General features: G+C 39.0%; 36 protein-coding genes, 1 tRNA gene and 1 pseudogene. 11 read left to right on the top strand and 27 right to left on the bottom strand.

Annotated features, from left to right (window positions below):
• Positions 1–31: 31 nt before the first annotated feature.
• From WMO37_RS01215 to WMO37_RS01160, 12 genes are all read right to left on the bottom strand, one after another.
• Positions 32–313 carry a hypothetical protein gene (locus WMO37_RS01215; RefSeq protein ID WP_349154080.1) on the bottom strand — a complete coding sequence of 94 codons (282 nt, stop codon included), beginning with the start codon at positions 311–313 and terminating at the stop codon, positions 32–34.
• Between the two features lie 29 nt (positions 314–342).
• Positions 343–717, bottom strand: a complete 375-nt coding sequence (locus WMO37_RS01210; RefSeq protein WP_349154079.1) for a hypothetical protein — start codon at positions 715–717, stop codon at positions 343–345.
• A gap of 4 nt (positions 718–721) precedes the next feature.
• Positions 722–913, bottom strand: a complete 192-nt coding sequence (locus tag WMO37_RS01205) for a hypothetical protein (protein ID WP_349154078.1) — start codon at positions 911–913, stop codon at positions 722–724.
• Positions 910–1152, bottom strand: a complete 243-nt coding sequence (locus WMO37_RS01200; protein WP_349154077.1) for a hypothetical protein — start codon at positions 1150–1152, stop codon at positions 910–912. The genes WMO37_RS01205 and WMO37_RS01200 overlap by 4 nt, the downstream gene beginning before the upstream one ends.
• A gap of 2 nt (positions 1153–1154) precedes the next feature.
• Entirely contained in the window at positions 1155–1400 is a 246-nt protein-coding gene (locus tag WMO37_RS01195) for a hypothetical protein (protein ID WP_349154076.1), read from the bottom strand.
• A gap of 10 nt (positions 1401–1410) precedes the next feature.
• On the bottom strand, positions 1411–1596 hold the full coding sequence (locus WMO37_RS01190) for a hypothetical protein (RefSeq protein ID WP_349154075.1): 186 nt from the start codon (positions 1594–1596) through the stop codon (positions 1411–1413).
• Between the two features lie 775 nt (positions 1597–2371).
• Positions 2372–2442 (bottom strand) — tRNA-Gln (locus tag WMO37_RS01185).
• Between the two features lie 100 nt (positions 2443–2542).
• On the bottom strand, positions 2543–2884 hold the full coding sequence (locus tag WMO37_RS01180) for a nucleoside triphosphate pyrophosphohydrolase family protein (protein WP_349154074.1): 342 nt from the start codon (positions 2882–2884) through the stop codon (positions 2543–2545).
• 248 nt (positions 2885–3132) lie between these two features.
• Complete coding sequence (locus WMO37_RS01175) at positions 3133–3858, bottom strand: hypothetical protein (RefSeq protein ID WP_349154073.1); 726 nt, start codon at positions 3856–3858, stop codon at positions 3133–3135.
• A gap of 624 nt (positions 3859–4482) precedes the next feature.
• Positions 4483–5103, bottom strand: a complete 621-nt coding sequence (locus tag WMO37_RS01170) for a hypothetical protein (RefSeq protein WP_349154072.1) — start codon at positions 5101–5103, stop codon at positions 4483–4485.
• Between the two features lie 72 nt (positions 5104–5175).
• The gene (locus WMO37_RS01165; RefSeq protein ID WP_349154071.1) at positions 5176–5454 is read right to left on the bottom strand and encodes a hypothetical protein; all 279 of its coding nucleotides are present in this window, start codon (positions 5452–5454) and stop codon (positions 5176–5178) included.
• A 90-nt stretch (positions 5455–5544) separates the two neighbouring features.
• Positions 5545–5772 (bottom strand): helix-turn-helix domain-containing protein, encoded by a 228-nt coding sequence (locus WMO37_RS01160; RefSeq protein WP_349154070.1) that lies wholly within the window; start codon positions 5770–5772, stop codon positions 5545–5547.
• A 172-nt stretch (positions 5773–5944) separates the two neighbouring features.
• Here WMO37_RS01160 and WMO37_RS01155 point away from each other — a divergent pair, with 172 nt between their 5' ends.
• The gene (locus WMO37_RS01155; protein ID WP_349154069.1) at positions 5945–6175 is read left to right on the top strand and encodes a hypothetical protein; all 231 of its coding nucleotides are present in this window, start codon (positions 5945–5947) and stop codon (positions 6173–6175) included.
• 134 nt (positions 6176–6309) lie between these two features.
• Here the strand turns inward: WMO37_RS01155 and WMO37_RS01150 are convergent, their stop codons facing one another.
• Positions 6310–6699, bottom strand: a complete 390-nt coding sequence (locus WMO37_RS01150; protein WP_349154068.1) for a hypothetical protein — start codon at positions 6697–6699, stop codon at positions 6310–6312.
• A gap of 239 nt (positions 6700–6938) precedes the next feature.
• Here WMO37_RS01150 and WMO37_RS01145 point away from each other — a divergent pair, with 239 nt between their 5' ends.
• The 5 genes from WMO37_RS01145 to WMO37_RS01125 all read left to right on the top strand — a co-directional run bounded on the left by WMO37_RS01145 (position 6939) and on the right by WMO37_RS01125 (position 8716).
• Positions 6939–7316, top strand: coding sequence for a hypothetical protein (locus WMO37_RS01145; RefSeq protein ID WP_349154067.1), 378 nt, complete (start codon positions 6939–6941; stop codon positions 7314–7316).
• A gap of 16 nt (positions 7317–7332) precedes the next feature.
• Positions 7333–7608 (top strand): hypothetical protein, encoded by a 276-nt coding sequence (locus tag WMO37_RS01140; protein ID WP_349154066.1) that lies wholly within the window; start codon positions 7333–7335, stop codon positions 7606–7608.
• A gap of 69 nt (positions 7609–7677) precedes the next feature.
• Entirely contained in the window at positions 7678–7947 is a 270-nt protein-coding gene (locus tag WMO37_RS01135; RefSeq protein ID WP_349154065.1) for a hypothetical protein, read from the top strand.
• Positions 7948–8067: 120 nt separating this feature from the next.
• Positions 8068–8376 carry a hypothetical protein gene (locus WMO37_RS01130; protein ID WP_349154064.1) on the top strand — a complete coding sequence of 103 codons (309 nt, stop codon included), beginning with the start codon at positions 8068–8070 and terminating at the stop codon, positions 8374–8376.
• Between the two features lie 16 nt (positions 8377–8392).
• Positions 8393–8716: a hypothetical protein gene (locus tag WMO37_RS01125; RefSeq protein WP_349154063.1), complete on the top strand. Its 324-nt coding sequence runs from the start codon at positions 8393–8395 to the stop codon at positions 8714–8716.
• A 1192-nt stretch (positions 8717–9908) separates the two neighbouring features.
• Here the strand turns inward: WMO37_RS01125 and WMO37_RS14900 are convergent.
• From WMO37_RS14900 to WMO37_RS01060, 13 genes are all read right to left on the bottom strand, one after another.
• Positions 9909–10043: a hypothetical protein gene (locus WMO37_RS14900; RefSeq protein WP_436970241.1), complete on the bottom strand. Its 135-nt coding sequence runs from the start codon at positions 10041–10043 to the stop codon at positions 9909–9911.
• 76 nt (positions 10044–10119) lie between these two features.
• Positions 10120–10365 carry a hypothetical protein gene (locus WMO37_RS01115; RefSeq protein WP_349154061.1) on the bottom strand — a complete coding sequence of 82 codons (246 nt, stop codon included), beginning with the start codon at positions 10363–10365 and terminating at the stop codon, positions 10120–10122.
• Between the two features lie 56 nt (positions 10366–10421).
• Entirely contained in the window at positions 10422–10586 is a 165-nt protein-coding gene (locus WMO37_RS01110; protein ID WP_349154060.1) for a hypothetical protein, read from the bottom strand.
• Positions 10586–10909, bottom strand: coding sequence for a hypothetical protein (locus tag WMO37_RS01105; protein ID WP_349154059.1), 324 nt, complete (start codon positions 10907–10909; stop codon positions 10586–10588). The genes WMO37_RS01110 and WMO37_RS01105 overlap by 1 nt, the downstream gene beginning before the upstream one ends.
• A gap of 73 nt (positions 10910–10982) precedes the next feature.
• Positions 10983–11636, bottom strand: a complete 654-nt coding sequence (locus WMO37_RS01100) for a Rha family transcriptional regulator (protein ID WP_349154058.1) — start codon at positions 11634–11636, stop codon at positions 10983–10985.
• An 11-nt stretch (positions 11637–11647) separates the two neighbouring features.
• Positions 11648–11890, bottom strand: a complete 243-nt coding sequence (locus WMO37_RS01095) for a hypothetical protein (protein ID WP_349154057.1) — start codon at positions 11888–11890, stop codon at positions 11648–11650.
• 128 nt (positions 11891–12018) lie between these two features.
• The gene (locus WMO37_RS01090) at positions 12019–12165 is read right to left on the bottom strand and encodes a hypothetical protein (protein WP_349154056.1); all 147 of its coding nucleotides are present in this window, start codon (positions 12163–12165) and stop codon (positions 12019–12021) included.
• Positions 12166–12349: 184 nt separating this feature from the next.
• Positions 12350–12985, bottom strand: coding sequence for a hypothetical protein (locus WMO37_RS01085; protein WP_349154055.1), 636 nt, complete (start codon positions 12983–12985; stop codon positions 12350–12352).
• A gap of 12 nt (positions 12986–12997) precedes the next feature.
• Positions 12998–13420 carry a hypothetical protein gene (locus WMO37_RS01080; protein ID WP_349154054.1) on the bottom strand — a complete coding sequence of 141 codons (423 nt, stop codon included), beginning with the start codon at positions 13418–13420 and terminating at the stop codon, positions 12998–13000.
• Between the two features lie 179 nt (positions 13421–13599).
• A complete protein-coding gene (locus tag WMO37_RS01075; RefSeq protein WP_349154053.1) occupies positions 13600–14391 on the bottom strand; it encodes a hypothetical protein in 792 nt (263 codons plus the stop codon).
• A gap of 72 nt (positions 14392–14463) precedes the next feature.
• Positions 14464–14700 carry a hypothetical protein gene (locus WMO37_RS01070; RefSeq protein ID WP_349154052.1) on the bottom strand — a complete coding sequence of 79 codons (237 nt, stop codon included), beginning with the start codon at positions 14698–14700 and terminating at the stop codon, positions 14464–14466.
• A complete protein-coding gene (locus WMO37_RS01065; RefSeq protein ID WP_349154051.1) occupies positions 14697–15239 on the bottom strand; it encodes a hypothetical protein in 543 nt (180 codons plus the stop codon). Before WMO37_RS01065 ends, WMO37_RS01070 begins: the two co-directional genes overlap by 4 nt.
• Positions 15196–15360, bottom strand: a complete 165-nt coding sequence (locus WMO37_RS01060) for a hypothetical protein (RefSeq protein WP_349154050.1) — start codon at positions 15358–15360, stop codon at positions 15196–15198. The genes WMO37_RS01065 and WMO37_RS01060 overlap by 44 nt, the downstream gene beginning before the upstream one ends.
• A gap of 136 nt (positions 15361–15496) precedes the next feature.
• On the opposite strand from WMO37_RS01060, the pseudogene WMO37_RS01055 reads away from it, so the two are divergent.
• The 3 genes and pseudogenes from WMO37_RS01055 to WMO37_RS01045 form a co-directional block, all read left to right on the top strand.
• Positions 15497–15994 (top strand): annotated as a pseudogene (locus tag WMO37_RS01055) (sigma-70 family RNA polymerase sigma factor); the annotation flags it as partial.
• A gap of 61 nt (positions 15995–16055) precedes the next feature.
• On the top strand, positions 16056–16313 hold the full coding sequence (locus tag WMO37_RS01050) for a PRC-barrel domain-containing protein (protein WP_022433218.1): 258 nt from the start codon (positions 16056–16058) through the stop codon (positions 16311–16313).
• A 306-nt stretch (positions 16314–16619) separates the two neighbouring features.
• On the top strand, positions 16620–17669 hold the full coding sequence (locus WMO37_RS01045) for a lactonase family protein (protein WP_349154049.1): 1050 nt from the start codon (positions 16620–16622) through the stop codon (positions 17667–17669).
• A gap of 125 nt (positions 17670–17794) precedes the next feature.
• Here WMO37_RS01045 and trpS read toward each other — a convergent pair whose 3' ends face one another.
• On the bottom strand, positions 17795–18886 hold the full coding sequence (gene trpS / locus WMO37_RS01040) for a tryptophan--tRNA ligase (protein WP_022433216.1): 1092 nt from the start codon (positions 18884–18886) through the stop codon (positions 17795–17797).
• A 403-nt stretch (positions 18887–19289) separates the two neighbouring features.
• Between trpS and pyrB the strand changes: the two genes are divergently transcribed.
• Entirely contained in the window at positions 19290–20213 is a 924-nt protein-coding gene (gene pyrB / locus WMO37_RS01035) for an aspartate carbamoyltransferase (protein ID WP_349154048.1), read from the top strand.
• Positions 20214–20265: 52 nt separating this feature from the next.
• The gene (locus tag WMO37_RS01030; protein ID WP_022433214.1) at positions 20266–20691 is read left to right on the top strand and encodes an aspartate carbamoyltransferase regulatory subunit; all 426 of its coding nucleotides are present in this window, start codon (positions 20266–20268) and stop codon (positions 20689–20691) included.
• Positions 20692–20750 lie beyond the last annotated feature (59 nt).

Here is a 20750-nt window from a genome sequence, read left to right as displayed (position 1 = left end):
ACTACAATCAATCTGTAGTCGGTAATATCACTTAATCAATATCTGCAATGCTTTCTACAAAACAATTGTAGTAGATATATCTCTTGCCGTTAAAATCAAACTTAACATATCCACCATCGTATGCACCAATATCAATTTTGCCTTTATATGTTGCAAGTTCTTTACCATCTGCCGTGTATACAGTAATTGTTCTTTGCATACCGCCATTTACATCACTTTTCATATCTGTTACCGCTCTGTCCCATGACGCACATCCGGTCATTCCTAAGCACAATGTCAAGCCTAATACAACTGCTAAAATTTTCTTTTTCATAATAATTCCTTTCCGCTGGTAATCAGCAATCATTGTTCTAATTCATCAATTCTGTTTTCAAGTACATTTATGTACTCCCTCATTTTTTGTCCGTCTCTCTCTGAAAGATACTCAACGCCAGTAGTTCCTATTTTCCACGATACATCTTTTAAGTATTGGATTGCATTTTCAACTTTGTTATCGTCACGATTAAGTTCTTCGCACAAGCACTTGGCAATATCTTTAAATGGTTGTGGGTGTTCCACTCTGTCTAATGCTTCTTCAAAGGTGTAATCTCCCTTGTAGTCCATAATAATTCCGACAGCTTCATATTTTCCAAGATTAACTCCTAAAAATCGGTCTGCAACTGTATTCCAGATAGCATATAAATTGTCTATATCGTCTTGCAATGCAACTATTAACATAATCTCACTCCTTGTTCAGTTCATCCGCATATCTTGTCATTTCAATCTGTGTTCCGTTTTCATCCCTTGTACCGACAGCTACATATCTGCTGCTTCCACTCATCATATCCCCAATCCGTATTTCCGTTTTATCATCATCAAACTTGTAACATTCACGCATTTTCTCAATGCAGTTATTCATTTCTGATATTTTCATAACTGATTCCTCATAAACCTCTCAAAATCTTTTCTGCACTTAGGGCATAATTCATATGTTTTTTCTAAAAATTTATATCTACGGACATTCTTGATTTCAAGACACATATCATTATCTTCAAAAGTAGGAACTATGTCTCCGCAACTTTCGACTTGCTTAAATCTAACTTCTTTCCAGCTCTTAGGTATTATCTCTTTTCCACACCTGTCGCAAGTGTGCCATTCTTTTATATATTTCATTATTATTTCACTACTTTTTTATCGTTGTTCTTGTCATTGTAATACACCTTGAATCCTTTTAATTTATATTCGGACACGGATTTTCTCAAATCTTCAATGCTCCCGTATTTTTCATTCAGCATAATAGCAGTGCTTCCCTTTTCAGCCGCATAAATGCCACATGGTATAGCTTTGCTTGCTATTTTAAGGAACTGCTTGTACTCTTTGCGCGACATTCCATATACATTACCTTTAATCTCTACTCTCATGCGCACTCTCCTAATCCTTAAATAGCCCGTCAGGAAATTTCCCGCCTGTAATTAATATGCCTACGTATTTGTGAAATGTCGGATAACTCATGCCGGCTATTTCCGTTGCTTTTGTTATCGTTACCTCGCCGCTCGCCCATTTATTGTAGGCTTCAATAAACTTGTCCTTATCTACTGCATGAACACCTTTTGCCATACTGCACCTCTTTTTTATTTTTATTTTTTTTAAAAAAAATGGAAAAGGGCGGAATCGAACCGCCAATGTTTACCACATGGGAACAGATTTACAGTCTGCCGCAACACCGCCAATCGTTGCCGCTTTTCCAAAAAAACAAACATGATTAAGACTTCTCTTTATTCATCATACCCGCAGTCACATTCAGTCACCGTGACGATAAGTCCGAGCTTCCGGGTGCGACCCTTGGCTTCTTACCGCTGTCAAGCACGGACAGGGAGCGAATTTAACCTGCAAATTTCACGGTTCTTTCGGAAGTTTTTTTGGTTTGCCAAAAAAAATTGTTTTGCCATACCGCTACTTTAACAAATTTCTTGTGTTATACTCCGGTTTCCCGGATTCAAGGCAAGCCGACTTAATGAAATTCCTGTTTTGTTTGTAGTCTTTCACACCACGAACACAAACAGGTTATTCTTGCACCGCAAGCGTTTATTATTCGTCAGCCACAAGGATTCTACTTTTGACGTCCTTATGATGATATACTGCACCACTTTGTTGACAGCTTTGCTGTCTTCTTTGCTTAAATTGCTTCAAGCAAAAAGCCTACACTTTCCAGTATCCCGAAAAGCTTTAACTCAATTCAGTGTATCCCGGCAAGGTTGAAAAGCCTATCTGCACCGGGGTAATCATGTTTGTAAATCCCGCCGGACCTTGTGACGGTCCTTTAATCAGCTTTCCGCTAACGGGAGATAAGGGGGTACCAAAGAATGGGACAAAAGGGCTATCAAAAGCCCAGCTACCCTAACCGGATTTGAACCGGTGATACAGGAATCAAAATCCCGTGCCTTACCGCTTGGCTATAGGGCATTGTTTTGCGGGTATTCCCAACTCTATTTCCCGCACACCTCATTGTACTATCCTTTGTAGCCATTCTTACAGCATTGTTTGACAAGGTGTTTGTTTTGCTTTAAATGTCTTTGCTATCCCGATGTAACGACCTTTCGGATTCAAAACCGTTCGGGTAACGATTTCTAAGCTTTGCTTTGTTCATTTCAGCAATGGTATCTAAGTCATATCCAATGCCTTTTGCGGCTACGGCTAAATACCAAAGGCAATCGCCCAGTTCTTTTGCCATGTGGTCTTTATCAAGCGTATGACCTTGAAAAAGCATTTTCTTTACCATGTCAATCACTTCTCCAGCTTCGCCATTTAAGCCCATCACTCCATTAAGCAAAAGATTATCTTCGTGTGCTGTGGCTGTTCTACTTGCTGTACGCATTGCTTCTGCCTGATACTCATTTAATGTCATTGATACACCTCTTTTTGTTTTTGAGATTATTTTTGGTACTTAGTCGGGTCGGGTGGCTGTTTTTATTCAACCCCCACCCCCTAACAGAATCACCATTGCAGGCAATTATCTGCCGTTATTTAATTGTCTGATTATTCGCTATTTTGTTTGTTGTTTCTGATTATTTGTTTTGTTCATTTCGCTAAACTCATGTTTAGCGAAGTTCTAAGCATATCGAAATAGCTTGAACACCAGTAAATACGGCACTTTTAAATTGTGTCTGAATTGTTTAACGTTTCGCACGCTTCTAACCGTGGAAGTTGTGCGCCGTTTTCGTCCAATTCCGTTCCCAATTTTGGGAGGTCCGCCGCTGTCAATGCTGTCTTTCCGAACGTTTCCCGGCTTACTCCTGGCAGATTCCAACCGAAGCGCCTATTTAGTATAGGCAAGTACTTCATTGGATTGTTGCGCCTGTCTTTCATCAGAGCTGTCAAACTTTCCTCAGAAAATAATTTCAATTTTTTAAAAATGTCAGCCCCTTTTGTGCTTAGCTCTTTTACATATTCCCCCTCTTTTAGCCTGCTTACAGTTAAATTACTAATAACATTCCCCTGTAAATCCTTATATACAACACATCTTTTATTGCTATTATTTAGACTATATATAGTATCTAAGGACATACCTGAAAACAAATGAAAACCAACTACACTTATCTCTTGATTATGTATAAAACATTCGTAAGCATATATATCTAATATATAATCTACAGCTTCTAAGTTATAAGCATTATTTATATTTTTAGGCATTGCTAAAATACTTGGATTAGCCTTAAAAGTATTTTGGCAAATATATGTAAGTGCTGCATTCCACATGGCCGGATAGATGTCGTACTGGTCTTTAATATTGTTTTCAGTGCAGAACTCTTTTAAATACTCCTCAAAATCATTTTTGATTGATTCTAATGAGCTTGGCTCTGCTCCTGCTAATTTCTCCAATTCTGTACACCTCCCAACTTTTAAATTTTAAAATAAAAAAAATACCTACAAACTGCATTGTTCAACCCAATTTTTATTTGGGTTTCTTTGGTCGCTGGAAATCCGCGGCTCGCATTTGTAGGTATTAAAAATAATTACTATTCAATTTTCATTTTTGCATTTCTGCAACCTGTGCTTACACAATACACTAAAATAATTATACTGTCAATAGCTTTTTTGAATATATTTTAAATAAATCCGCGCGTATTATATTATATATATAAACTAAATTAATTCCCTAAATTACTTAAAAAATAAAAAATACAGTGTATTTTATTTAAAAATATATCTTCTTTATTTCTCTTTTTATTCTATCTTTCTTTTTATTTTCTCTTTTGCTTCTTTTCTCTTTGGTTTTTCTTTCGTTCTTTTTTTCTCTTTTTTCTTCTGCGGATAGGGTATCTATAGGGTATCGCTCGAGTAGCGGAATTATTTATAAATTTTATTAAATTTTTATTAAATTATATATTTAGTTGGATAACATTGACTTATTCAATATATAGTTATATAATGATTAATTAAGGCATAAAAATAGCCGGGAACACAGCACCCCGGCTATTTTAAATTTCATATTTTCAGTCCTCCCTAATTAATAACAATATTAATACACGGTTTCCAATATGAATAATTAATATTTCCGCCAAAATCGTGGTCCGAAAGGCGGATTTCAACCGTGTTTGTTGTGTATCGTTCAGTATAAGTCACTTCGCAGTGGCAACAATCAACAATGAATTTATTTATATTATCATCAGTAACAGGTAAATCCGTTACTAAATATATAGATTGGCTCCGATTTGAATAACTAATTTCATAATCGGCGATTTCTGGGAATCCAGCAATTATTCCCATATATTTATTTGCACATTTTTTTATATGTGCTTTTTTTTCTTCGGTATATATATATTCATCTACGATGTCCAAATCGTAAGATATACCCCCGGTAATTTGCAACATTAAACTGTCAAATGTGTCATAATCGACATCAAATTGCAGTTCATGCCGCAGCCGTGTTATTAGTTTGCGGTTTTCTGCTGCGGCTTCAATTTCGCCGTCTTCCTCTTCCTCTTCTGCTAAGGTTTCTAAATTTTCAATATTTTCAGACAAAATTTTTTTGAATTGCTCGTTAAAATATTTTTCCGTTTCAACTCCTGCGGCTTCTTCCATTTTGGAAATTAAAAAGCCGGAATTAATTTCTTGTTTTTTCATTTTCGTCCCTCCTTAAAGTAATAGCCCCCAAAAAAATGGAGAGGGCTTATATTAATATTTACAGTACACCCCTTATGCTGGGGCATACTCCGATACCTCGACGGAATCGTTCAACATTCGGACAATTCCGTTCGCGGTTACAACTTCAAATTGCGGGAAGTCGAACCCCTCGACATCATAAAACATGATGCCGTACATTTTCGCCGGGTTAAATCTCGGCATTGGCTCAATTACCAGTGGCGAAGCTTCGCCACTGGCTAAAGCCTGTTTGTAGAGGGCTTCAGCTTCGGAAGCCGTCCCCGTAATAATTATTGTGTTGTTTTCGTCCTCTTTAAAAATTATTTTTTTCATGTTTCTGTACCCTCGCCCCTCTACGGGGCGCCCTTTCCTTTAATCTGTCTTTATTATATTCTAATTTTAGAATGTTGTCAAGTGCTTTTGCTAGAAAAATTTTATTTTTTCCGCGTCTGTCGGCACAACCTCTATTATGTCGGACGGCTGGCAACGGCACATTATGCATATTCGGTTTAACGTTTCCAGTGTAACGCTTTTACCTGCCTTAATATTTTGCATAGTCTGCCCCGACAAAAGCCCGTTTTTTTGGATTCGGGCTTGATTATATCCACGCTCTTTTAACAACTCGAATACGTCTATTTTGTATTTTATCATTTTGCGTGCTCCTTTCCTTTTAATATGTTAAAAATTGTACATTATATATAGTAAAAAGTCAATAAAATTATTCTATTTTTAGATAAAATTTCCTTGACAAAATATTAGGTGGGTGCGATAATACTATTATCAAAAAAAAAGGGCGGCAATACTGCCGCAAGGGTATAAAAATATGGAATATTGGGAATTTAAAAACGGCATAACGGTAGAGGGGGACGGCTCGGCGGTGTTCTCTGTAAATTTAGACGGGGATTTTTTGGGACATATAGTTTGCGGAGATTGCGCGGACTATAAAAATTGCACCGCTGAATTAAACAGTGGCATTGACCCGATAACGGGCGGATGGGAAGACGGCAACGGGAATCCGTGCACGCTTTCCGGCTGGGGAAACTCCGAAGAATAAAAAAGAAGCAAAAAAGAGAACCGCCGAGGGGGCGCGGTTCTCTTTTTTTTACGTGCTATATTAAATTGCCGGGCGGTTCGTGTTCCGCTCTGTATAGATTATATAGCTTAATTTTTTAAACGGCAACTATTTTATTAATCATAGCCGTTTTCTGCTTCTACGTTCGCCTGCCTGCGTGCGACCTCTTGCAAGCGCTTTTGCTCGTTTTCCTCTTGGATTTGGTGCAACCAATTATTTAATTCTGCGACATCTTCCGGTGGGTCTGCTTTTGGCTGTGCCTGCTCCGGCTGTTCTTCTTTTACGGCTTCCGGCTGCGCTGTCTGCGGTGCTTCTGCTTCTAACCTTTCCAGCTCTGCCAATACCGCAGAATTTAAAAATCCGTTTACGGTGTAGCCCAATGCCTGTATACGGTATTTCGTGCCTTTGGGGAGTGTTACGCTCGCACGGTCGTAGTCCTGCTTTATTTTTTCGTTTTGCCGTTTTATCCTTTGTTTGTACTTTTCTAACATTTCAATATTATCCATATTATCCGCCTTTCATTAATGTAATGCTATTACATATAATAATACATATTGCAATAAAAGTCAATTTTTTGCATTAAATTAAATATTATTTTAATTTTATTGCATTTATGTATTGCATTTATGTAATTAATGTGCTATTATAACATTGTCGAAAGACAAGAGAACAAAAAGGCGGTTGCCACCAATCAAAAAAGAAAGGTGAGCCGATTATATCACAATCGGCGAAATGGTACAAAATCATGAAATTTAAAGTTGTAGGCAATATAATTGTGAGCGGAACTCTAAACACAAATGTTTTCAAAATAGTCGAAAAAATTCCGTCCGGGTTTTATGTGTGGAACATTGGCGAGAATATGGGAAGTGATGAATACATTCCGCTTTGTCAAGATTTATATCCAGAAATCAAAGATGATTACTCTATTAATTGCGATACTTTAAGAGCTATTAAGTTACCAAAAGAAGAAGTTGAGCTATTAAGAGAAGCCGCAGGATGGGGAGTTAATAGCTTAGAGACGGCAAGAAAGGCATTAAAGAGCCGCCGTCGTGGTTGTATAGCTGAAAAGAAGAGAGAAAACGCGCGCAAAACAATAGATATTTTTAAAAAAATTAGCGAGTAAGTAAGGAGGATTAAAAATGAAAAGATATCGAGACAAAAATGGCAAACTCATTAAAAGGCTTTCCGAAATTGAAAAATTGACCGCCGCCGAAGCGGCGACATATTACCGCGTTGGCGGTATATATTACAGTTTCGTGGATTTCCGCGAATATGTATATACCGCTACAAGCGACGGACTGGCAGAGTTCCGGAGCTTCGACGGGTACACTATGTTTATCCCCGTTGCCGCCCTCGGCACATTCCTGCCGGACGTAGCCAGTGCGGGCATGGAACTTGTAGCGGTACAGGCATAGAGAACAGGCGCGCGGGCGGTTCGATTCCGTCCAATGCTTTTTATAAAAAATAAAAGGAGGTTCTATGTTATGAATAATATAGAATTAATAAAAAAAATTGAAGAATTAGAGCAGCTGGAAAAAGCCGCAGACAAGGCACAACAGGAATACGAAGCCGAGCCGGAAAACGTAGAAAAAGAACGCGCATTTGACAGCGCGTATAAAAAAGAGTTTTCCGCATATATAAGCGCCGCTAAAGAGTTAGAACGCTTATCCGGTGGAAAGATTAACTTCTGCACCGCTAAGAAGCTGATTCAAACGCGGCGCAGTGAGCTTATAGAGCTTTTAAAAGCCTTATAACAACAGGCAAGCGGCAGACGGTGCCGGGCTTCCGGGGTTCAATTCCCCGGCTTGCTTTTATCCGAATTTCGGATATAATAAAACAAAAAACAAGGGTGAAAACCCGGAAAGGGGTATATTATGTATACATTAGAGCAGGCGGAAGAACGCTTCCGCGAAAATTTAAGAAATTTAATCGGGGAATGGGCAACAGAAGAAAATTTTTATGAAAATTTAATCTGTGCCTTTGATTCTGAATATTTGGACGAAAACGGAAACAGTCCGGATTATTCAGATTATGCCGTGGAAATCGGTGATTTTAGAGATATACCATATTCCAGCTCGCAAACGTTGGAAGTATACGATGAAAATATATCTATTACTATAGAGGTGGTATCAAACGAAAATGAATATCATGAAACTATATACAAAATAACAGATGTATTTTAAAAGGGAGGTTACGATCATGGAACTTATCAATTTAAATAATGGCGACATTGCCGCCATTGGCAAGTTGCCGTATGGAACAACAAGAGATATACCAATTAAACTCGGAAATAAATTGTATTGCCTAGACGTGCAAAAGCAAGCAACGGGGGCATGTATCGACTTTTATCGTAGGGTAAAAGCCGATAGAAAAAAATATTCCAAATACGACCGGGAAGCCGAACTTGTAACGGTGTTCGTAAAACCCGACGCCGTTTTATTTCGAAATTTTTTTGGGAATATAAAAGAAATTAGCAAAGCCCAAGAAATTTACAGGGCATACAAGTATCTTCTAGAAGAATAAAAAAGCCCCGGATTGTTTCCGGGGCTTTTGTGTGCGGCTAAATGATGTCGAAATATAAAACATATTTCAATACACCACGTGTTACGGTTTATCAAAACACCGCACACATCGCAAACTTTCATTTGCAAAATATAATATCATATATACCAAAAAAATGCAAGGCTATTTTTATAGCTTTTTTTGTGCTATCTTAAAATATAAAAGGGGGTATTCTATGCCAAAAATGAAAAAATGCACCATTTGCGGCAAAAGCTTTTTAAGCTGCAAGGGTGTAGAGGTCTGCTCCGCTGCCTGCGCTGCAGAACGCAAGCACCGGCAGGACACCGCCGGAAATGAACGCAGGCGGGCGCAGTTATCTAACCAAAAAGTAAATCGAATTTGCCCGGTGTGCGGTAGGAATTTTATGTCTGTGTACCGGAAATACTGTTGTCCAGAATGCGCAGGAATCGCACGCCGCAAAAATTTGGCAATATATAACCGGGAATACTACGCCCAAAATCGGGATACTGTTATACAGCGCGTAAAAGCTACGCGGGCAAAGCACAAGCAGGGACAACAACCGCCAAAATAAAGGTGTTTTGCCGTTGCGCTTCTATGCCGTTTATAACCATATACGGCTTTAAATGCCTTATATGGCTAGCTTTTTACCATAGCAAAATAATAAGGCGACTGCGGGCATTTTACAAGATTGCAGACATAAAAAAATAGACTTTTCATTCGCCGAAGCAAGTTCATAGTTTATACTTTAGCACGTTAAAATAGTAAAACTTTTCGTGAATTTTGCCGGCAAAATTTGCTTAAAATCCGCTCGAAAATTGAGGATTTTTGAAAATGGATTGACCGGGCTGAAAATCTAAAGGGACGGGGGGTTAAAAATTTTTCCGAATAAAAAATTGAGCGAAAATTTAAAAAAACTGCCCGTTGCGAACAACAAGCAGTTTTTCAATTTCTAATTTTTGTCGTGTAGTGATGACAATGGTGGCACGGTGATTCACAGTCATTATAATATAAGCATTTTTCATTTGTATAATATATACATTGCGAACCGTCATGCCCATGCAAAAATGTTGTTTCAAAGTCCTGTTCCTTATTCTCTTTATCATGTTCATTTTTCAAGTGTCCCGCCGGCATTTTTCTTTCACTTCCTCTCTTTTTACTATATAGAATAAATATATCAATGCCTCGCAAAAAGTCAATCACTTTTTTTAGTTTTTTCATACCATTCTAAAAATTCGCAAAAAATTTTATCTTCTGCAATTTTCCGAATATTTATAGCTTCTTCTTTGCTTTTGTAGCGTCCTAAAAAATATTTTGTCTTTTTAAACATTATTTCTGCGCACCACCTATTCCTTGACTTATCAAACCAAACACCTGTTGTCCCTGATGTATTTGTTTTTCTTATTTTATTTCCGTTCAATTTGCACGGTGCAGTACCATAAGCGTATAATTTTTGAATGTTTTCGTTTTTTAAACAGCCACAGCTTTTTACTTTTCCGGTTAAGTTCTTCGATTTCTTTTTCTGCCTGCTTTCTGCACTCCTGCAATGCTTCTTTCTTAATTACGCTCTTGTACTTAAAGCTGTAATTGCAGTTAAAACAACGGTCAACGCTATCGCCTATCAGTTCTCCACAATTTGGACAAGTTTTCATACTTCGCTACCCCTTTATTGCGTTTTCTAATACTATACCATGTAGATAGCTTTAAATCAACTTTTTAAATCTTTTTCTTTTTGCAAATTCACACTTTCTGCCGTAAAGATTAATGATTTTGCTGTATACTGGCACTCTTCCAATTCATAAATCAATCGTTCTTTTGTCATTTCGGGATTTGTCCGGCGCACATATTCAAGAAGCTTATCTATTTTATCCATTACACTGCCGCTCCCCTCTGTATCCCTGCCATTAAATAATCAAGCAGATAAATCAAATCTGTGCCATATTTGCTTATCCAGTCTGCCATAAATTCTTCCTGTTCAATCGGCATACTCACACCATAAGAAAAGCAAAAACAATGGCATAGTTCGTGTGCTATTATTTTACGCAAATAAGCCCCTTTTGGCTTGTTTGATACATATATAGTCTTGTCGTTCCAATCGGTCACAGCAAGGCTTATAGAGCCGTCAGAACGTGTCAAATTATTGTTTGTGCCGTGAACAAATTCAATTTTCCACTCAATACCATTTATCAAAAACATATTTCACCTCAAAAAAAAGAAATCACCAGCTAAATATCAGCCAGTGATTTCTAAATTTGAAATTATTATTTTTTCATTCTTCAATTAACAAGTAATTAACATATCTTGTTGCTGTTTCGGCAAGTTCTTCACTGTAATCCAGCAAATTCAGCTTGTACTCCGGTTTGTGTCCGTATGCAACGGTATAAAGCTTTTCTACAAGCTCTAAATTGTGCAAATCGGACAGTTCAACAAGAATTTTGTGGTATAAAAATTTTCGTGTCCATTTGAATCGGTCACAGATTATTTTAAGTTTCCAGTTATTCTTGTTAAACCACTTGCCGCTATCCGGCTTTTCTACAATACCATAATGTTCAAGTGACTCTTTCTCCGGGATTGCCTGCCGTGATTTTTTCAATGCCTGCTCCATATCGTGGAAGCGTTTCACGTACAGGGCGGTAAAAACAATTCCCTTTTCCCCGGTAAACTTATTCGCAAGAAACTCACAGCCCATGCGGGTTACTTTATAACATTTGTTTTCTTTTCCGCTATCGTCTTTATATGTAGACGGAATAAAATAATCACTGACCACGAAATCGTGGTGAGTTAAAGTTTCAATAACTCCCTTTGTTTTGCCGTCTTTTGTACCCTCTAATTTTTCAAGTATCTTATAATGTTTCATTTCTAGCATATTTGCAATTTCTAATGTAGTTATTGTAGTATTTTTATTTATTACTTCTCCATTCATAACAGAACCTCCTAGCATGTTGGAACAAAGGTTCCGTCCATAATGCCAATCGCCAGTTTCATACCCGTAACTGCATAGAAGCTGTTGTTTTGAGCTGCACAAGTATTGAACAATTCTTCTAGTTCTTCATAAAGGCTGTCACTCAAGATTTCTTTAAGCCTATCCATAAATGGTTCAAAGATTTTAAAATACTCATCACCAGTTTCCGTATTTTCTATTTGATTCGTATACACTATTTGCAAAAATTCTTTCATAAATTATACCTACCTTTCAATTTTTTCTTGAAAAGAGATACTCTCTATGATAAAATATTTCACAGAGAGTTATCTCGGTTTTAGAGCAGTTGCATGACCGTCAAATCATGGGCAACTGCTCTTTTTGCTTAATTACTGATTTCTTCATCAACCTTGTTGTCAAGCCATTCCTTTTTAGTTATCCCTTTTTCAGAAAGTTTTTTTTCTAGCTTCTCAAACTTTTCTCTGTCAAGTTCAGCACTAAAATTTCTTGTCTTTTCTCTACGCTGTTTCATGTAATCAGCTCTGCTCTTAGGTGCGATTTTAACCACCTCCTTGTTACGAGTTACATTATATAATGTTACGTGTAACAAGTCAATGCCTTTTTGAAAAAATTTTTTAAATCCACAAATCACTAGCCAATATTTAGTTGTCAATGTTCAAGAAAGCAGGGACATTTCTGCCCCTGCCATTACATTATTACATTTTACTTACAAGCGTTGAAAGCTTGCTTTTCAGCATTGTACGTTCTTCTGCCGTCATGTCTGTAAGCAGTTCTGTAATATCGCCGGACAACTCTTTCATGTAGTTTTCAAGCGATTTCATCTTATGTTCTTTGTCCTCTGCGGTATTCGCTTTGTGCATTTCTTTGGTTTCTGTATAATGCCGCTTCGCTTTATCATATCCGCTTTCAGTCATATTCATGCCGCTTGTCGCCGGTTCTGTGTAATACATTCTTCCATAATTGCGGTCAATATCCCTGTCATGTTCCATTCCGCGGTACATTTCCGGTGTCATGTGGAAATACGGAGGTTCATCGTATCCCCGGCGCGTTCCTCTGCCTTTCGGTGCAAATCTGCCGTTTGAATAGCGGTAGTTATCATAAAATCTTCTGCCGTCACCAAGCCGCTCAAACATTTCCATTGTTTCATCTGCACTCGATTCTTCCATTGATTTCATCAATGTACGATAATACATTGCTTCTGCAAGGTCTTTCATCATATCTGTAACCTGTCCCATTTCACACGGGTCTATATTTTCAATTCCTTTGTCAATTTCACATTTGGCACATTCAGACAGTTTTTCAATCATGTCGTGCATTCTCATAATATCCATAAAACCGCCCCCTTATGCTTCCCGAACTGCAATTAAATTGCTGTTCTGAACTTCGATTGCCTGTGCAGATGTATTTTGTACCGCTGCCGTAACGCAGCAACCGCGTGGAACGTCTACATATGCCTGTGCCGAAACATTAAAGAAGTTCTCTACTGCCGCCGGTGTAACAATCATACGAGTTGACTGCAGCGGCTCACCGTCAATCGCAATAGCAAGAGAAATAGCTTCAACCGTTCCACCTGTCGGGATTTGAATATTCCCGGAATAAGATACTAAAAATCTTGCCCGGCACTGGTTTGTAAGTCCTCTCAATTTAACAATACCGCTTCCCTGTCTGTGCGTAATGCAATTTGAACCAGCAACCGGTGTTTCTGTAAATGCAACATCTTCTCCCTGCGCAACAGTTTGAAGTGCAATTCCTGTAAATTCTGCCATAAAATAATACCTCTCTTTCACAAAATAAAGGGCAAACTTTCTTGAAGTCTGCCCTGTCTTCCCGACATTGGTGTCGGGAACATTGTAATACTGCATTAGCAGACATAACCTTTTGAGTTTTATTCCGAGTGAAACTCGAAAAAACTCAATTTGATTAAGATACTTGATTATTTAGTAAATTAGCAGCCGCAACCGCTATTGCAACCACAACCGTAATATACATTAGGGTTCGGCACCTGATATGCCGGAATCGGCGCCGGATTGACTGCATTAATAATCTGCTGTGTCTGCGAAGCCATTGCAGTAGTAAGTAATGCACTCTGTCTATCCTGTGAAGCCGCTCTGCGTAAATCGTTGTTTTCTGCCTGTAAGCTGGAAATTTTCTCATTGCAGAGATAATCAAGAATGGCTCTTGTTCCTGCATTTTGGCTGTCGATAATATCTCGTGTATTACTATTCATTGTATTCTGTAATGCACAAGTATTCTGTGCCATGTTGTAATTTACACCCTGAATGGCTTCTCTCGTTTCACAGCAACAATTAGCAAGCTGTGATTGTAATGCATTTGTATTCTGCATATTTGCTACAGTGTCGGCATTGATAGCCTGCTGGATACCAAATCCGGTCTGTAAGATATTGGTATTAATGCCATTAAAGCCTGTGAGCATACCATTATTGACAGCATAGAAGCCATCACACAGTCCGTTTGAGATTCCATCAAGCTTTGACACGATTGACTGTGTATCAAATCCTCTCTGTAAATCTGCCTGCGTTAATGCGCTCGTAGCATAAGGCATTGCACCGCCATTTGCACCATTACCACCCCAGCCGCCGTTGCCCCAGCCGCCAAAAATAGCAAAAAGAATAATAAGAACCCACCAGCCGTTGCCGTCGCCCCAGCCACCGTCATTTTTATTGCCCGTTACTGCCGCAATATCAGCAAGACTAGGCATTGCACCTGTGTTAAACATTTTGTTTACCTCCATTGAAATATATTTACAAATGGGATAACCGGTTATTATGTGCGCACAACCCAAAATGTACTAACGATTAAAAATACTTAAAACTCGCTGTTTTGCTTCATCGGTTGTAATTCCCTGTTCACGGCAAAGATTTTCTGCCAACATCTTCAACCCCTGCGTGTCCCCGTTTTGGTACATCTGAATGGCATTTTTAGCCATAGGATTGTTTGATATTTGAGGATTGCTATTCATCATTTGTGAAAGGACCTGTTGCGGATTGCCGCTTTTTATTAATCGAATAAGCTCAACTGGATTCATTCATCTTCACCCCCACCGTCCTGCTTTGGGCTATTTTTTGATTTAGCCGTGCTTTTTGCCGATGTTTTAGTCGTCATAAACTGCTCGATTTCACTTAATCTATTTTCCAAACTATCAAACCTGTTCATTAATACCTCTGTGCTTTCCTCTGATAGGTCAAATTTTGATTTTTCTGTGCCGCCCATAGAATTTACCGCTGTATTGTTTGAAGGCTCTGTATAAGGCTTATACACAATCGTTCTGATTGTTCCGTCTGCGTTCCAACCTTTTACATAGATTTCCGACAAATCCTGCTTTGGGAAAAAGGCAACTGAACCGTCCATAGGCACATCATTTGCGGTAATATTTTCAACTGCCGCTACAATCTTGCCGTTTATGCCGATTACCTGCTGTTGTTGCTGAAATTGTGAAATCTGCTGTTGAATTTGCGTATCCGGCTGTTGGTATCTCTGCATATTTGCCATAGGATTGTACTGATATGCGGCATATCCTGGATTATAATTCATTGCCGGTTGCTGATACGGATTGTTTATCTGCATTTTTGCTGTCCTCCTCTAAAACATTTTCAATCGCATGGATTATGCTTGACTGAACTTGCAGAGGTAAGCTTTGTAATTCTTTTCTTGCAAAAATCTTCTCTAAAACTTCGTCTGAAAACATAAGCGCTTCCTCCTTACAATTACATTTTGGCATAAAAAAAGACGCTAAAAGCGACATCAAAACGACACTTTAGCGACATATTCAAATAATTCATGTTTAAAAATCGTGATAAATACGGCATTAGCACTTCTTTAACGCAATACCCATGATTATTGGGGAAATTAAACGGTACCTGCGGGACAGCAATCCAATCCGTGTCAGCCGTTCTCTGCGTGACACTGCATATAAAGCCATTTACACGAAAGAAGCCCTTACCAGACAACATCAGAAAGAACCGACCGTAACAGAAATTGCCGATGAAATCGGCGTATCCAAAGAAGATATTGTTCTCGCCATGGAAGCTATCCAGTCGCCGGTTTCCTTATATGAACCGGTCTACTCCGAGGGTGGCGACACGCTTTATATTATGGATCAGGTCAGTGACAAAAAAAACAAAGAAGAAAACTGGGTACAGCATATCGCCCTGCATGAAGCTATGGAACACCTCGATACGCGCGAACGCCGCATTATCAACATGCGCTTTTTTGAGTGTAAAACCCAGATGGAAACCGCAGAAGAAATCGGTATTTCACAGGCACAGGTCAGCCGCCTTGAAAAAAACGCACTCAAATCCATGAAAAAATACCTCTCATAGTTTTAAGGATTTTTCACTTATTTTTGCATATAATAACACAGAGCTTTCCAACGGAGTTTTTATGCGAATCTGTGAACTGCATAACAAGCAGGTTATCAATACCTGTGACTGCAAAATTTTAGGCTGTGTGGCAGACGTTGAATTCAATGAATGTACAGGCTGCATTCAATCGCTGATTGTTCCCGGTCCCGGAAAACTGTTCTGCCTTTTCGGGCGGGAAATCGAATATGTCATTCCGTTTTCCTGTGTGCGCTGTATCGGTCCGGATGCCGTTCTGGTAGAAGTAAATGTCGAAAAAATCATAAATAAATGCACATAAACATTGAAAACATTTTCTCTATGCCTTAAAATATATGATATCAGGGCTGCAAAGTATTTCACCCACATGAGCTTGCTCATAGGTGGGTGAAATACCTTGCAACCCACCCCAATATGAGCATAAAAGTGGGATGACAGTCCCACGATATGCGAATATTGGGTAGGATTGTGAGAGTGCGCAGCACGGAACAATCCGTAGATATCAGAGTTGGAAACTTGGGATTCCAACATCAAATATAGGTATATTTTGTATTGCCAGCCGGCAGACATAAGCTGATGCTTGCCGGCTGGAGAATTGGAGAAGGTTATGAGTGATAAATATGTTGCATATGCCGGAAGCTATACGCATGAATCCAGCAAAGGAATCCATATTTACGATATGGATGTAGAAAAGGGAAGAATTACGGAGCGAAAGGAAGTCCAGATTGACAATCCTTCTTATCTGGTATTATCCCACAGCGGAAAATTTTTATATTCTATCTGTGACCGCGGTGTTGCCGCTTACAAAATCGAAGCAGACGGTGATTTAACTTTAATCAATGTTCATACCATTAATGGTATGCGCGGGTGCCATCTGACTTTAAATAAACAGGATACATTTTTAATCGTTTCCGGCTACCACGATGGAAAAATCACCGTATTACATATCAATGAAGACGGCTCTGTCGGTAAAATTACCGATGAAGTTTTTCATAAAGGTATCGGCAGTGTTGCCGAACGCAATTTCCGTCCGCATGTAAGCAGTTCTGTCTTTACCCCGGACGAAGAACTTTTATGTGTGTGTGATTTGGGCATTGATCAGATTAAAATTTATGAATTTAACCATACAACCGGTAAATTAAAGCTGTACGACATTATCCGTTCCCAGTTAGAATCTGCACCGCGTCAGATGACTTTCAGCCCGGACGGCAGATTTGCCTATGTCGTATGTGAATTAAAAAATTATATTAATGTATATTCTTACCACAATTCGGGCGAAAAAGGCCGTTTTGAATTTGTACAGAATATTTTCACCCTGCGCAAGAGCCACAAATCCAACAGCGCCGCCGCCAATCTGATTTTTTCAAATGACGGTAACAACTGTCTCTGCTCAAATGCAGGCGATAATACTGTAACCATTTACAAGGTTAACAAGGAAACAGGGGAACTCTATACCCTCTCCTCTCTGCCTGTAAGCGGTGATTATCCAAAGTATATCAGCATGTTCCCGGATGATAAGCATATTTTGTCCATGAATAATGAAGGAAATTCTATTACAATTTTTACCATTCATTTTGACAAGGGACTGATTGTCATGAACGGACCGGAATTAAAGATTTCCAGACCAAATAATTTAGTAATAAAGAAACTTTCATAAATTCGTTTCTGATTCTGACAGCCAGAGCAGGAAAGCGGCAGTCTGAAATATCCGAATGGCTCATTTCAGACTGCCGCTTTTATTCATTTAGTATTTTACATCTTTGTAATCTTTTATCTGCACTTTTAGTCTGCACGGCTGTACTTTTCGGACTGGACTTTAATCAGTTCTGCATCATCAAAGTAATTGATTTTCATTGCCGCTTTGACCTCATTTAAAGTCTGCTGTGCTTCTGCGAAAGCCACCTTTGTACCTTCCTGTAAGATATGATATACCTCCGGAATGTCTTTTTCGTACTCATGTCTTCTCTGACGAATTGGTTCTAACTGCTTCTGAAGCACGTTGTTTAAGAATTTCTTTACCTTGACATCACCTAAGCCACCGCGCTGGTAATGCTCTTTGAGTTCGTCCAGATTCTTATAATCCGGTAAGAATTCCTTGAAATCTTCTTCCGTACTGAACGCATCCAGATACGTAAATACGCAGTTGCCTTCAATCTTACCCGGATCTTCCACACGGATATGATCAGGGTCTGTATACATACTCATAACTTTTTTCTTTACATCTTCCGGTGTATCTGAAAGATAAATACAGTTGCCGAGGGACTTACTCATCTTGGCTTTGCCGTCTGTACCCGGAAGCCGGAAACATGCCTTGTTGTCCGGCAGAAGAATCTGCGGCTCGATTAAGGTTTCGCCGTATACTGCGTTAAACTTTCTGACGATTTCCCTTGCCTGTTCAAGCATTGGTTCCTGATCCTCGCCTACCGGCACTGTTGTTGCTTTAAATGCCGTAATATCTGCTGCCTGGCTGATTGGATAGGTAAAAAAGCCCACCGGAATGCTGGCTTCAAAATTTCTCATCTGGATTTCTGACTTTACAGTCGGATTTCTCTGTAATCTGGATACGGTTACCAGATTCATATAGTAAAATGTTAATTCCGTAAGCTGTGAAATCTGTGACTGGATAAAGATATTGGTCTTTGCCGGGTCGATGCCTACGGATAAATAGTCTAATGCAACTTCGATAATATTCTGACGAACCTTTTCCGGATTGTCCGCATTATCAGTTAATGCCTGTGCATCTGCTATCATGATAAAGATTTTATCAAACTCTCCTGAGTTTTGTAATTCTACTCGTCTTTTTAATGAACCTACATAATGTCCTAAATGAAGTCTTCCTGTCGGTCTGTCTCCTGTAAGGATTATTTTAGACATTTTTTATTTCCTCCCTGTTGAACGTGTGATGGTGTGAGCTGTGTGATTGATTAGGGCGCCTTGGTGTCTGTTCCCGCAAACGTTGTGAACTAAAGTTCACTTGTTTGCTTGTGGTGATGCCCCCACTATGCTTTGGCTTTTTTGTGGCACTCCCCGCAAAGTTTGCTTGAGGTTGGCGCTGTGCCATTCGTAATCTTTCAGATTACTCATGACGGGCGTTCGCCCTATAAAACGAATTATAAAAAAAGTCTTTTGTGAGCAAGCTCCCACAGACTTTTTTTATAATTCGTTTTGCACAGCTCACTGCTATTTCACATTTTACCATATTATTTTACAAATAACAATTGAGAATTGCAGGATTTCGTAGTAGAATAGTGAACAGTAGATTACAAGGAGGAATATCATGAAACATTTACTTAGTCCGCTTGATTTAAGCGTAGATGAAACTGAAGATTTACTAAACCTCGCAAGCCGCATTGCAAAGAATCCTGAAAAGTTCAGCCATTGCTGTGACGGTAAAAAACTTGCCACTTTATTTTATGAACCGAGTACTAGAACCCGCCTTAGTTTTGAGGCAGCCATGATTAATCTTGGTGGTTCTGTTCTCGGCTTTTCTTCTGCCGATTCCAGCTCTGCTTCTAAAGGTGAAAGCGTTTCTGATACGATTCGGGTTATTTCATGTTATGCAGATATCTGCGCTATGCGCCATCCAAAGGAAGGTGCTCCTATGGTTGCCGCTGAGAAATCCGGGATTCCGGTGATTAACGCAGGGGATGGCGGTCATCAACATCCAACCCAGACTTTAACAGATCTGATGACGATTCGCGAACTGCGTGGTTCTTTGGATAATTTTACGATTGGTCTGTGCGGCGATCTGAAGTTTGGGCGTACGGTTCATTCTCTGATCCGCTCCCTGATTCGCTATAAGAATGTGAAATTTATTCTTATTTCCCCGAAAGAACTGCGTGTGCCGGATTATATCCGCGAAGATGTCCTGATTCATAACAATGTGGAATTTGAAGAAGTTGAACGCTTAGAAGACGTTATACCACAGCTTGATATTCTCTACATGACACGTGTCCAGAAGGAACGTTTTTTCAGCGAAGACGAATATTTAAGAATGAAGGATTTTTATATTCTTAACAAAGAAAAAATGGCTGCTGCAAAGGACAATATGTATGTACTGCACCCGCTTCCGCGTGTCAATGAAATTTCCGTAGAAATTGATGACGACCCGCGCGCGGCTTACTTTAAGCAGGTACAGTTCGGTGTCTATGTACGAATGGCGCTGATTCTGACACTGCTCGGACTGGACAAAACAGTTTAAATTTCTGACACATCAAAAATCATGCCGCGGATACGGCAGAACGGAGGACTTTATGTTAAATATAGGCGGATTAAACGAAGGCTTTGTATTGGACCACATCGAAGCCGGCAAAGCCATGATGATTTATAACAATCTCGGACTGGACAAGCTCGACTGCTGTGTAGCTATCATTAAAAATGCCCGCAGTAATAAAATGGGTAAAAAAGATATTATCAAAATCGAAGGCGGACTCGATTTGGTAGACCTGGATGTACTTGGTTTTATTGATCACAACATCACAGTCAATATTATTAAAGACGGTAAAATTGTTGAAAAGAAACGTCTTTCACTTCCAAAAAAGATTACAAATGTGATTAAGTGTAAAAATCCTCGCTGTATTACTTCTATCGAACAGGAATTAAAGCACATTTTTATTCTGACAGACGAAGAAAATCAGGTATACCGCTGTAAATACTGTGAAGAAAAATATACCCGCTAAATGCTCCGATTATCGTTATATCGGACTGTAAATTTAAAATTTAAATAATTAGAAGCTGT

Source organism: Lachnospira intestinalis (assembly GCF_040095895.1).
Classification (GTDB): domain Bacteria; phylum Bacillota; class Clostridia; order Lachnospirales; family Lachnospiraceae; genus Lachnospira; species Lachnospira intestinalis.
The sequence above is the reverse complement of the archived record's forward strand: the minus strand, read 5'-3'. Positions and strand labels throughout refer to the sequence as shown.

Coding starts and splice junctions, on each gene's coding strand:
- WMO37_RS01110 (WP_349154060.1), bottom strand. CDS start 10,586: ATGGATAAAATAGATAAGCTTCTTGAATATGTGCGCCGGACAAATCCC.
- WMO37_RS01195 (WP_349154076.1), bottom strand. CDS start 1,400: ATGAGAGTAGAGATTAAAGGTAATGTATATGGAATGTCGCGCAAAGAG.
- WMO37_RS01165 (WP_349154071.1), bottom strand. CDS start 5,454: ATGAAAAAAATAATTTTTAAAGAGGACGAAAACAACACAATAATTATT.
- WMO37_RS01130 (WP_349154064.1), top strand. CDS start 8,068: ATGTATACATTAGAGCAGGCGGAAGAACGCTTCCGCGAAAATTTAAGA.
- WMO37_RS01095 (WP_349154057.1), bottom strand. CDS start 11,890: ATGAAAGAATTTTTGCAAATAGTGTATACGAATCAAATAGAAAATACG.
- WMO37_RS01080 (WP_349154054.1), bottom strand. CDS start 13,420: ATGGCAGAATTTACAGGAATTGCACTTCAAACTGTTGCGCAGGGAGAA.
- WMO37_RS01100 (WP_349154058.1), bottom strand. CDS start 11,636: ATGAATGGAGAAGTAATAAATAAAAATACTACAATAACTACATTAGAA.
- WMO37_RS01045 (WP_349154049.1), top strand. CDS start 16,620: ATGAGTGATAAATATGTTGCATATGCCGGAAGCTATACGCATGAATCC.
- WMO37_RS01090 (WP_349154056.1), bottom strand. CDS start 12,165: ATGAAACAGCGTAGAGAAAAGACAAGAAATTTTAGTGCTGAACTTGAC.
- WMO37_RS01060 (WP_349154050.1), bottom strand. CDS start 15,360: ATGTTTTCAGACGAAGTTTTAGAGAAGATTTTTGCAAGAAAAGAATTA.
- WMO37_RS01205 (WP_349154078.1), bottom strand. CDS start 913: ATGAAAATATCAGAAATGAATAACTGCATTGAGAAAATGCGTGAATGT.
- WMO37_RS01075 (WP_349154053.1), bottom strand. CDS start 14,391: ATGTTTAACACAGGTGCAATGCCTAGTCTTGCTGATATTGCGGCAGTA.
- WMO37_RS01085 (WP_349154055.1), bottom strand. CDS start 12,985: ATGGATATTATGAGAATGCACGACATGATTGAAAAACTGTCTGAATGT.
- WMO37_RS01160 (WP_349154070.1), bottom strand. CDS start 5,772: ATGATAAAATACAAAATAGACGTATTCGAGTTGTTAAAAGAGCGTGGA.
- WMO37_RS01170 (WP_349154072.1), bottom strand. CDS start 5,103: ATGAAAAAACAAGAAATTAATTCCGGCTTTTTAATTTCCAAAATGGAA.
- WMO37_RS01180 (WP_349154074.1), bottom strand. CDS start 2,884: ATGACATTAAATGAGTATCAGGCAGAAGCAATGCGTACAGCAAGTAGA.
- WMO37_RS01115 (WP_349154061.1), bottom strand. CDS start 10,365: ATGAAAACTTGTCCAAATTGTGGAGAACTGATAGGCGATAGCGTTGAC.
- WMO37_RS01190 (WP_349154075.1), bottom strand. CDS start 1,596: ATGGCAAAAGGTGTTCATGCAGTAGATAAGGACAAGTTTATTGAAGCC.
- WMO37_RS01215 (WP_349154080.1), bottom strand. CDS start 313: ATGAAAAAGAAAATTTTAGCAGTTGTATTAGGCTTGACATTGTGCTTA.
- WMO37_RS01155 (WP_349154069.1), top strand. CDS start 5,945: ATGGAATATTGGGAATTTAAAAACGGCATAACGGTAGAGGGGGACGGC.
- WMO37_RS01150 (WP_349154068.1), bottom strand. CDS start 6,699: ATGGATAATATTGAAATGTTAGAAAAGTACAAACAAAGGATAAAACGG.
- WMO37_RS01105 (WP_349154059.1), bottom strand. CDS start 10,909: ATGTTTTTGATAAATGGTATTGAGTGGAAAATTGAATTTGTTCACGGC.
- WMO37_RS01065 (WP_349154051.1), bottom strand. CDS start 15,239: ATGCAGATAAACAATCCGTATCAGCAACCGGCAATGAATTATAATCCA.
- WMO37_RS01210 (WP_349154079.1), bottom strand. CDS start 717: ATGTTAATAGTTGCATTGCAAGACGATATAGACAATTTATATGCTATC.
- WMO37_RS14900 (WP_436970241.1), bottom strand. CDS start 10,043: ATGTTTAAAAAGACAAAATATTTTTTAGGACGCTACAAAAGCAAAGAA.
- pyrB (WP_349154048.1), top strand. CDS start 19,290: ATGAAACATTTACTTAGTCCGCTTGATTTAAGCGTAGATGAAACTGAA.
- WMO37_RS01070 (WP_349154052.1), bottom strand. CDS start 14,700: ATGAATCCAGTTGAGCTTATTCGATTAATAAAAAGCGGCAATCCGCAA.
- WMO37_RS01125 (WP_349154063.1), top strand. CDS start 8,393: ATGGAACTTATCAATTTAAATAATGGCGACATTGCCGCCATTGGCAAG.
- WMO37_RS01140 (WP_349154066.1), top strand. CDS start 7,333: ATGAAAAGATATCGAGACAAAAATGGCAAACTCATTAAAAGGCTTTCC.
- WMO37_RS01030 (WP_022433214.1), top strand. CDS start 20,266: ATGTTAAATATAGGCGGATTAAACGAAGGCTTTGTATTGGACCACATC.
- WMO37_RS01050 (WP_022433218.1), top strand. CDS start 16,056: ATGCGAATCTGTGAACTGCATAACAAGCAGGTTATCAATACCTGTGAC.
- trpS (WP_022433216.1), bottom strand. CDS start 18,886: ATGTCTAAAATAATCCTTACAGGAGACAGACCGACAGGAAGACTTCAT.
- WMO37_RS01200 (WP_349154077.1), bottom strand. CDS start 1,152: ATGAAATATATAAAAGAATGGCACACTTGCGACAGGTGTGGAAAAGAG.
- WMO37_RS01145 (WP_349154067.1), top strand. CDS start 6,939: ATGAAATTTAAAGTTGTAGGCAATATAATTGTGAGCGGAACTCTAAAC.
- WMO37_RS01135 (WP_349154065.1), top strand. CDS start 7,678: ATGAATAATATAGAATTAATAAAAAAAATTGAAGAATTAGAGCAGCTG.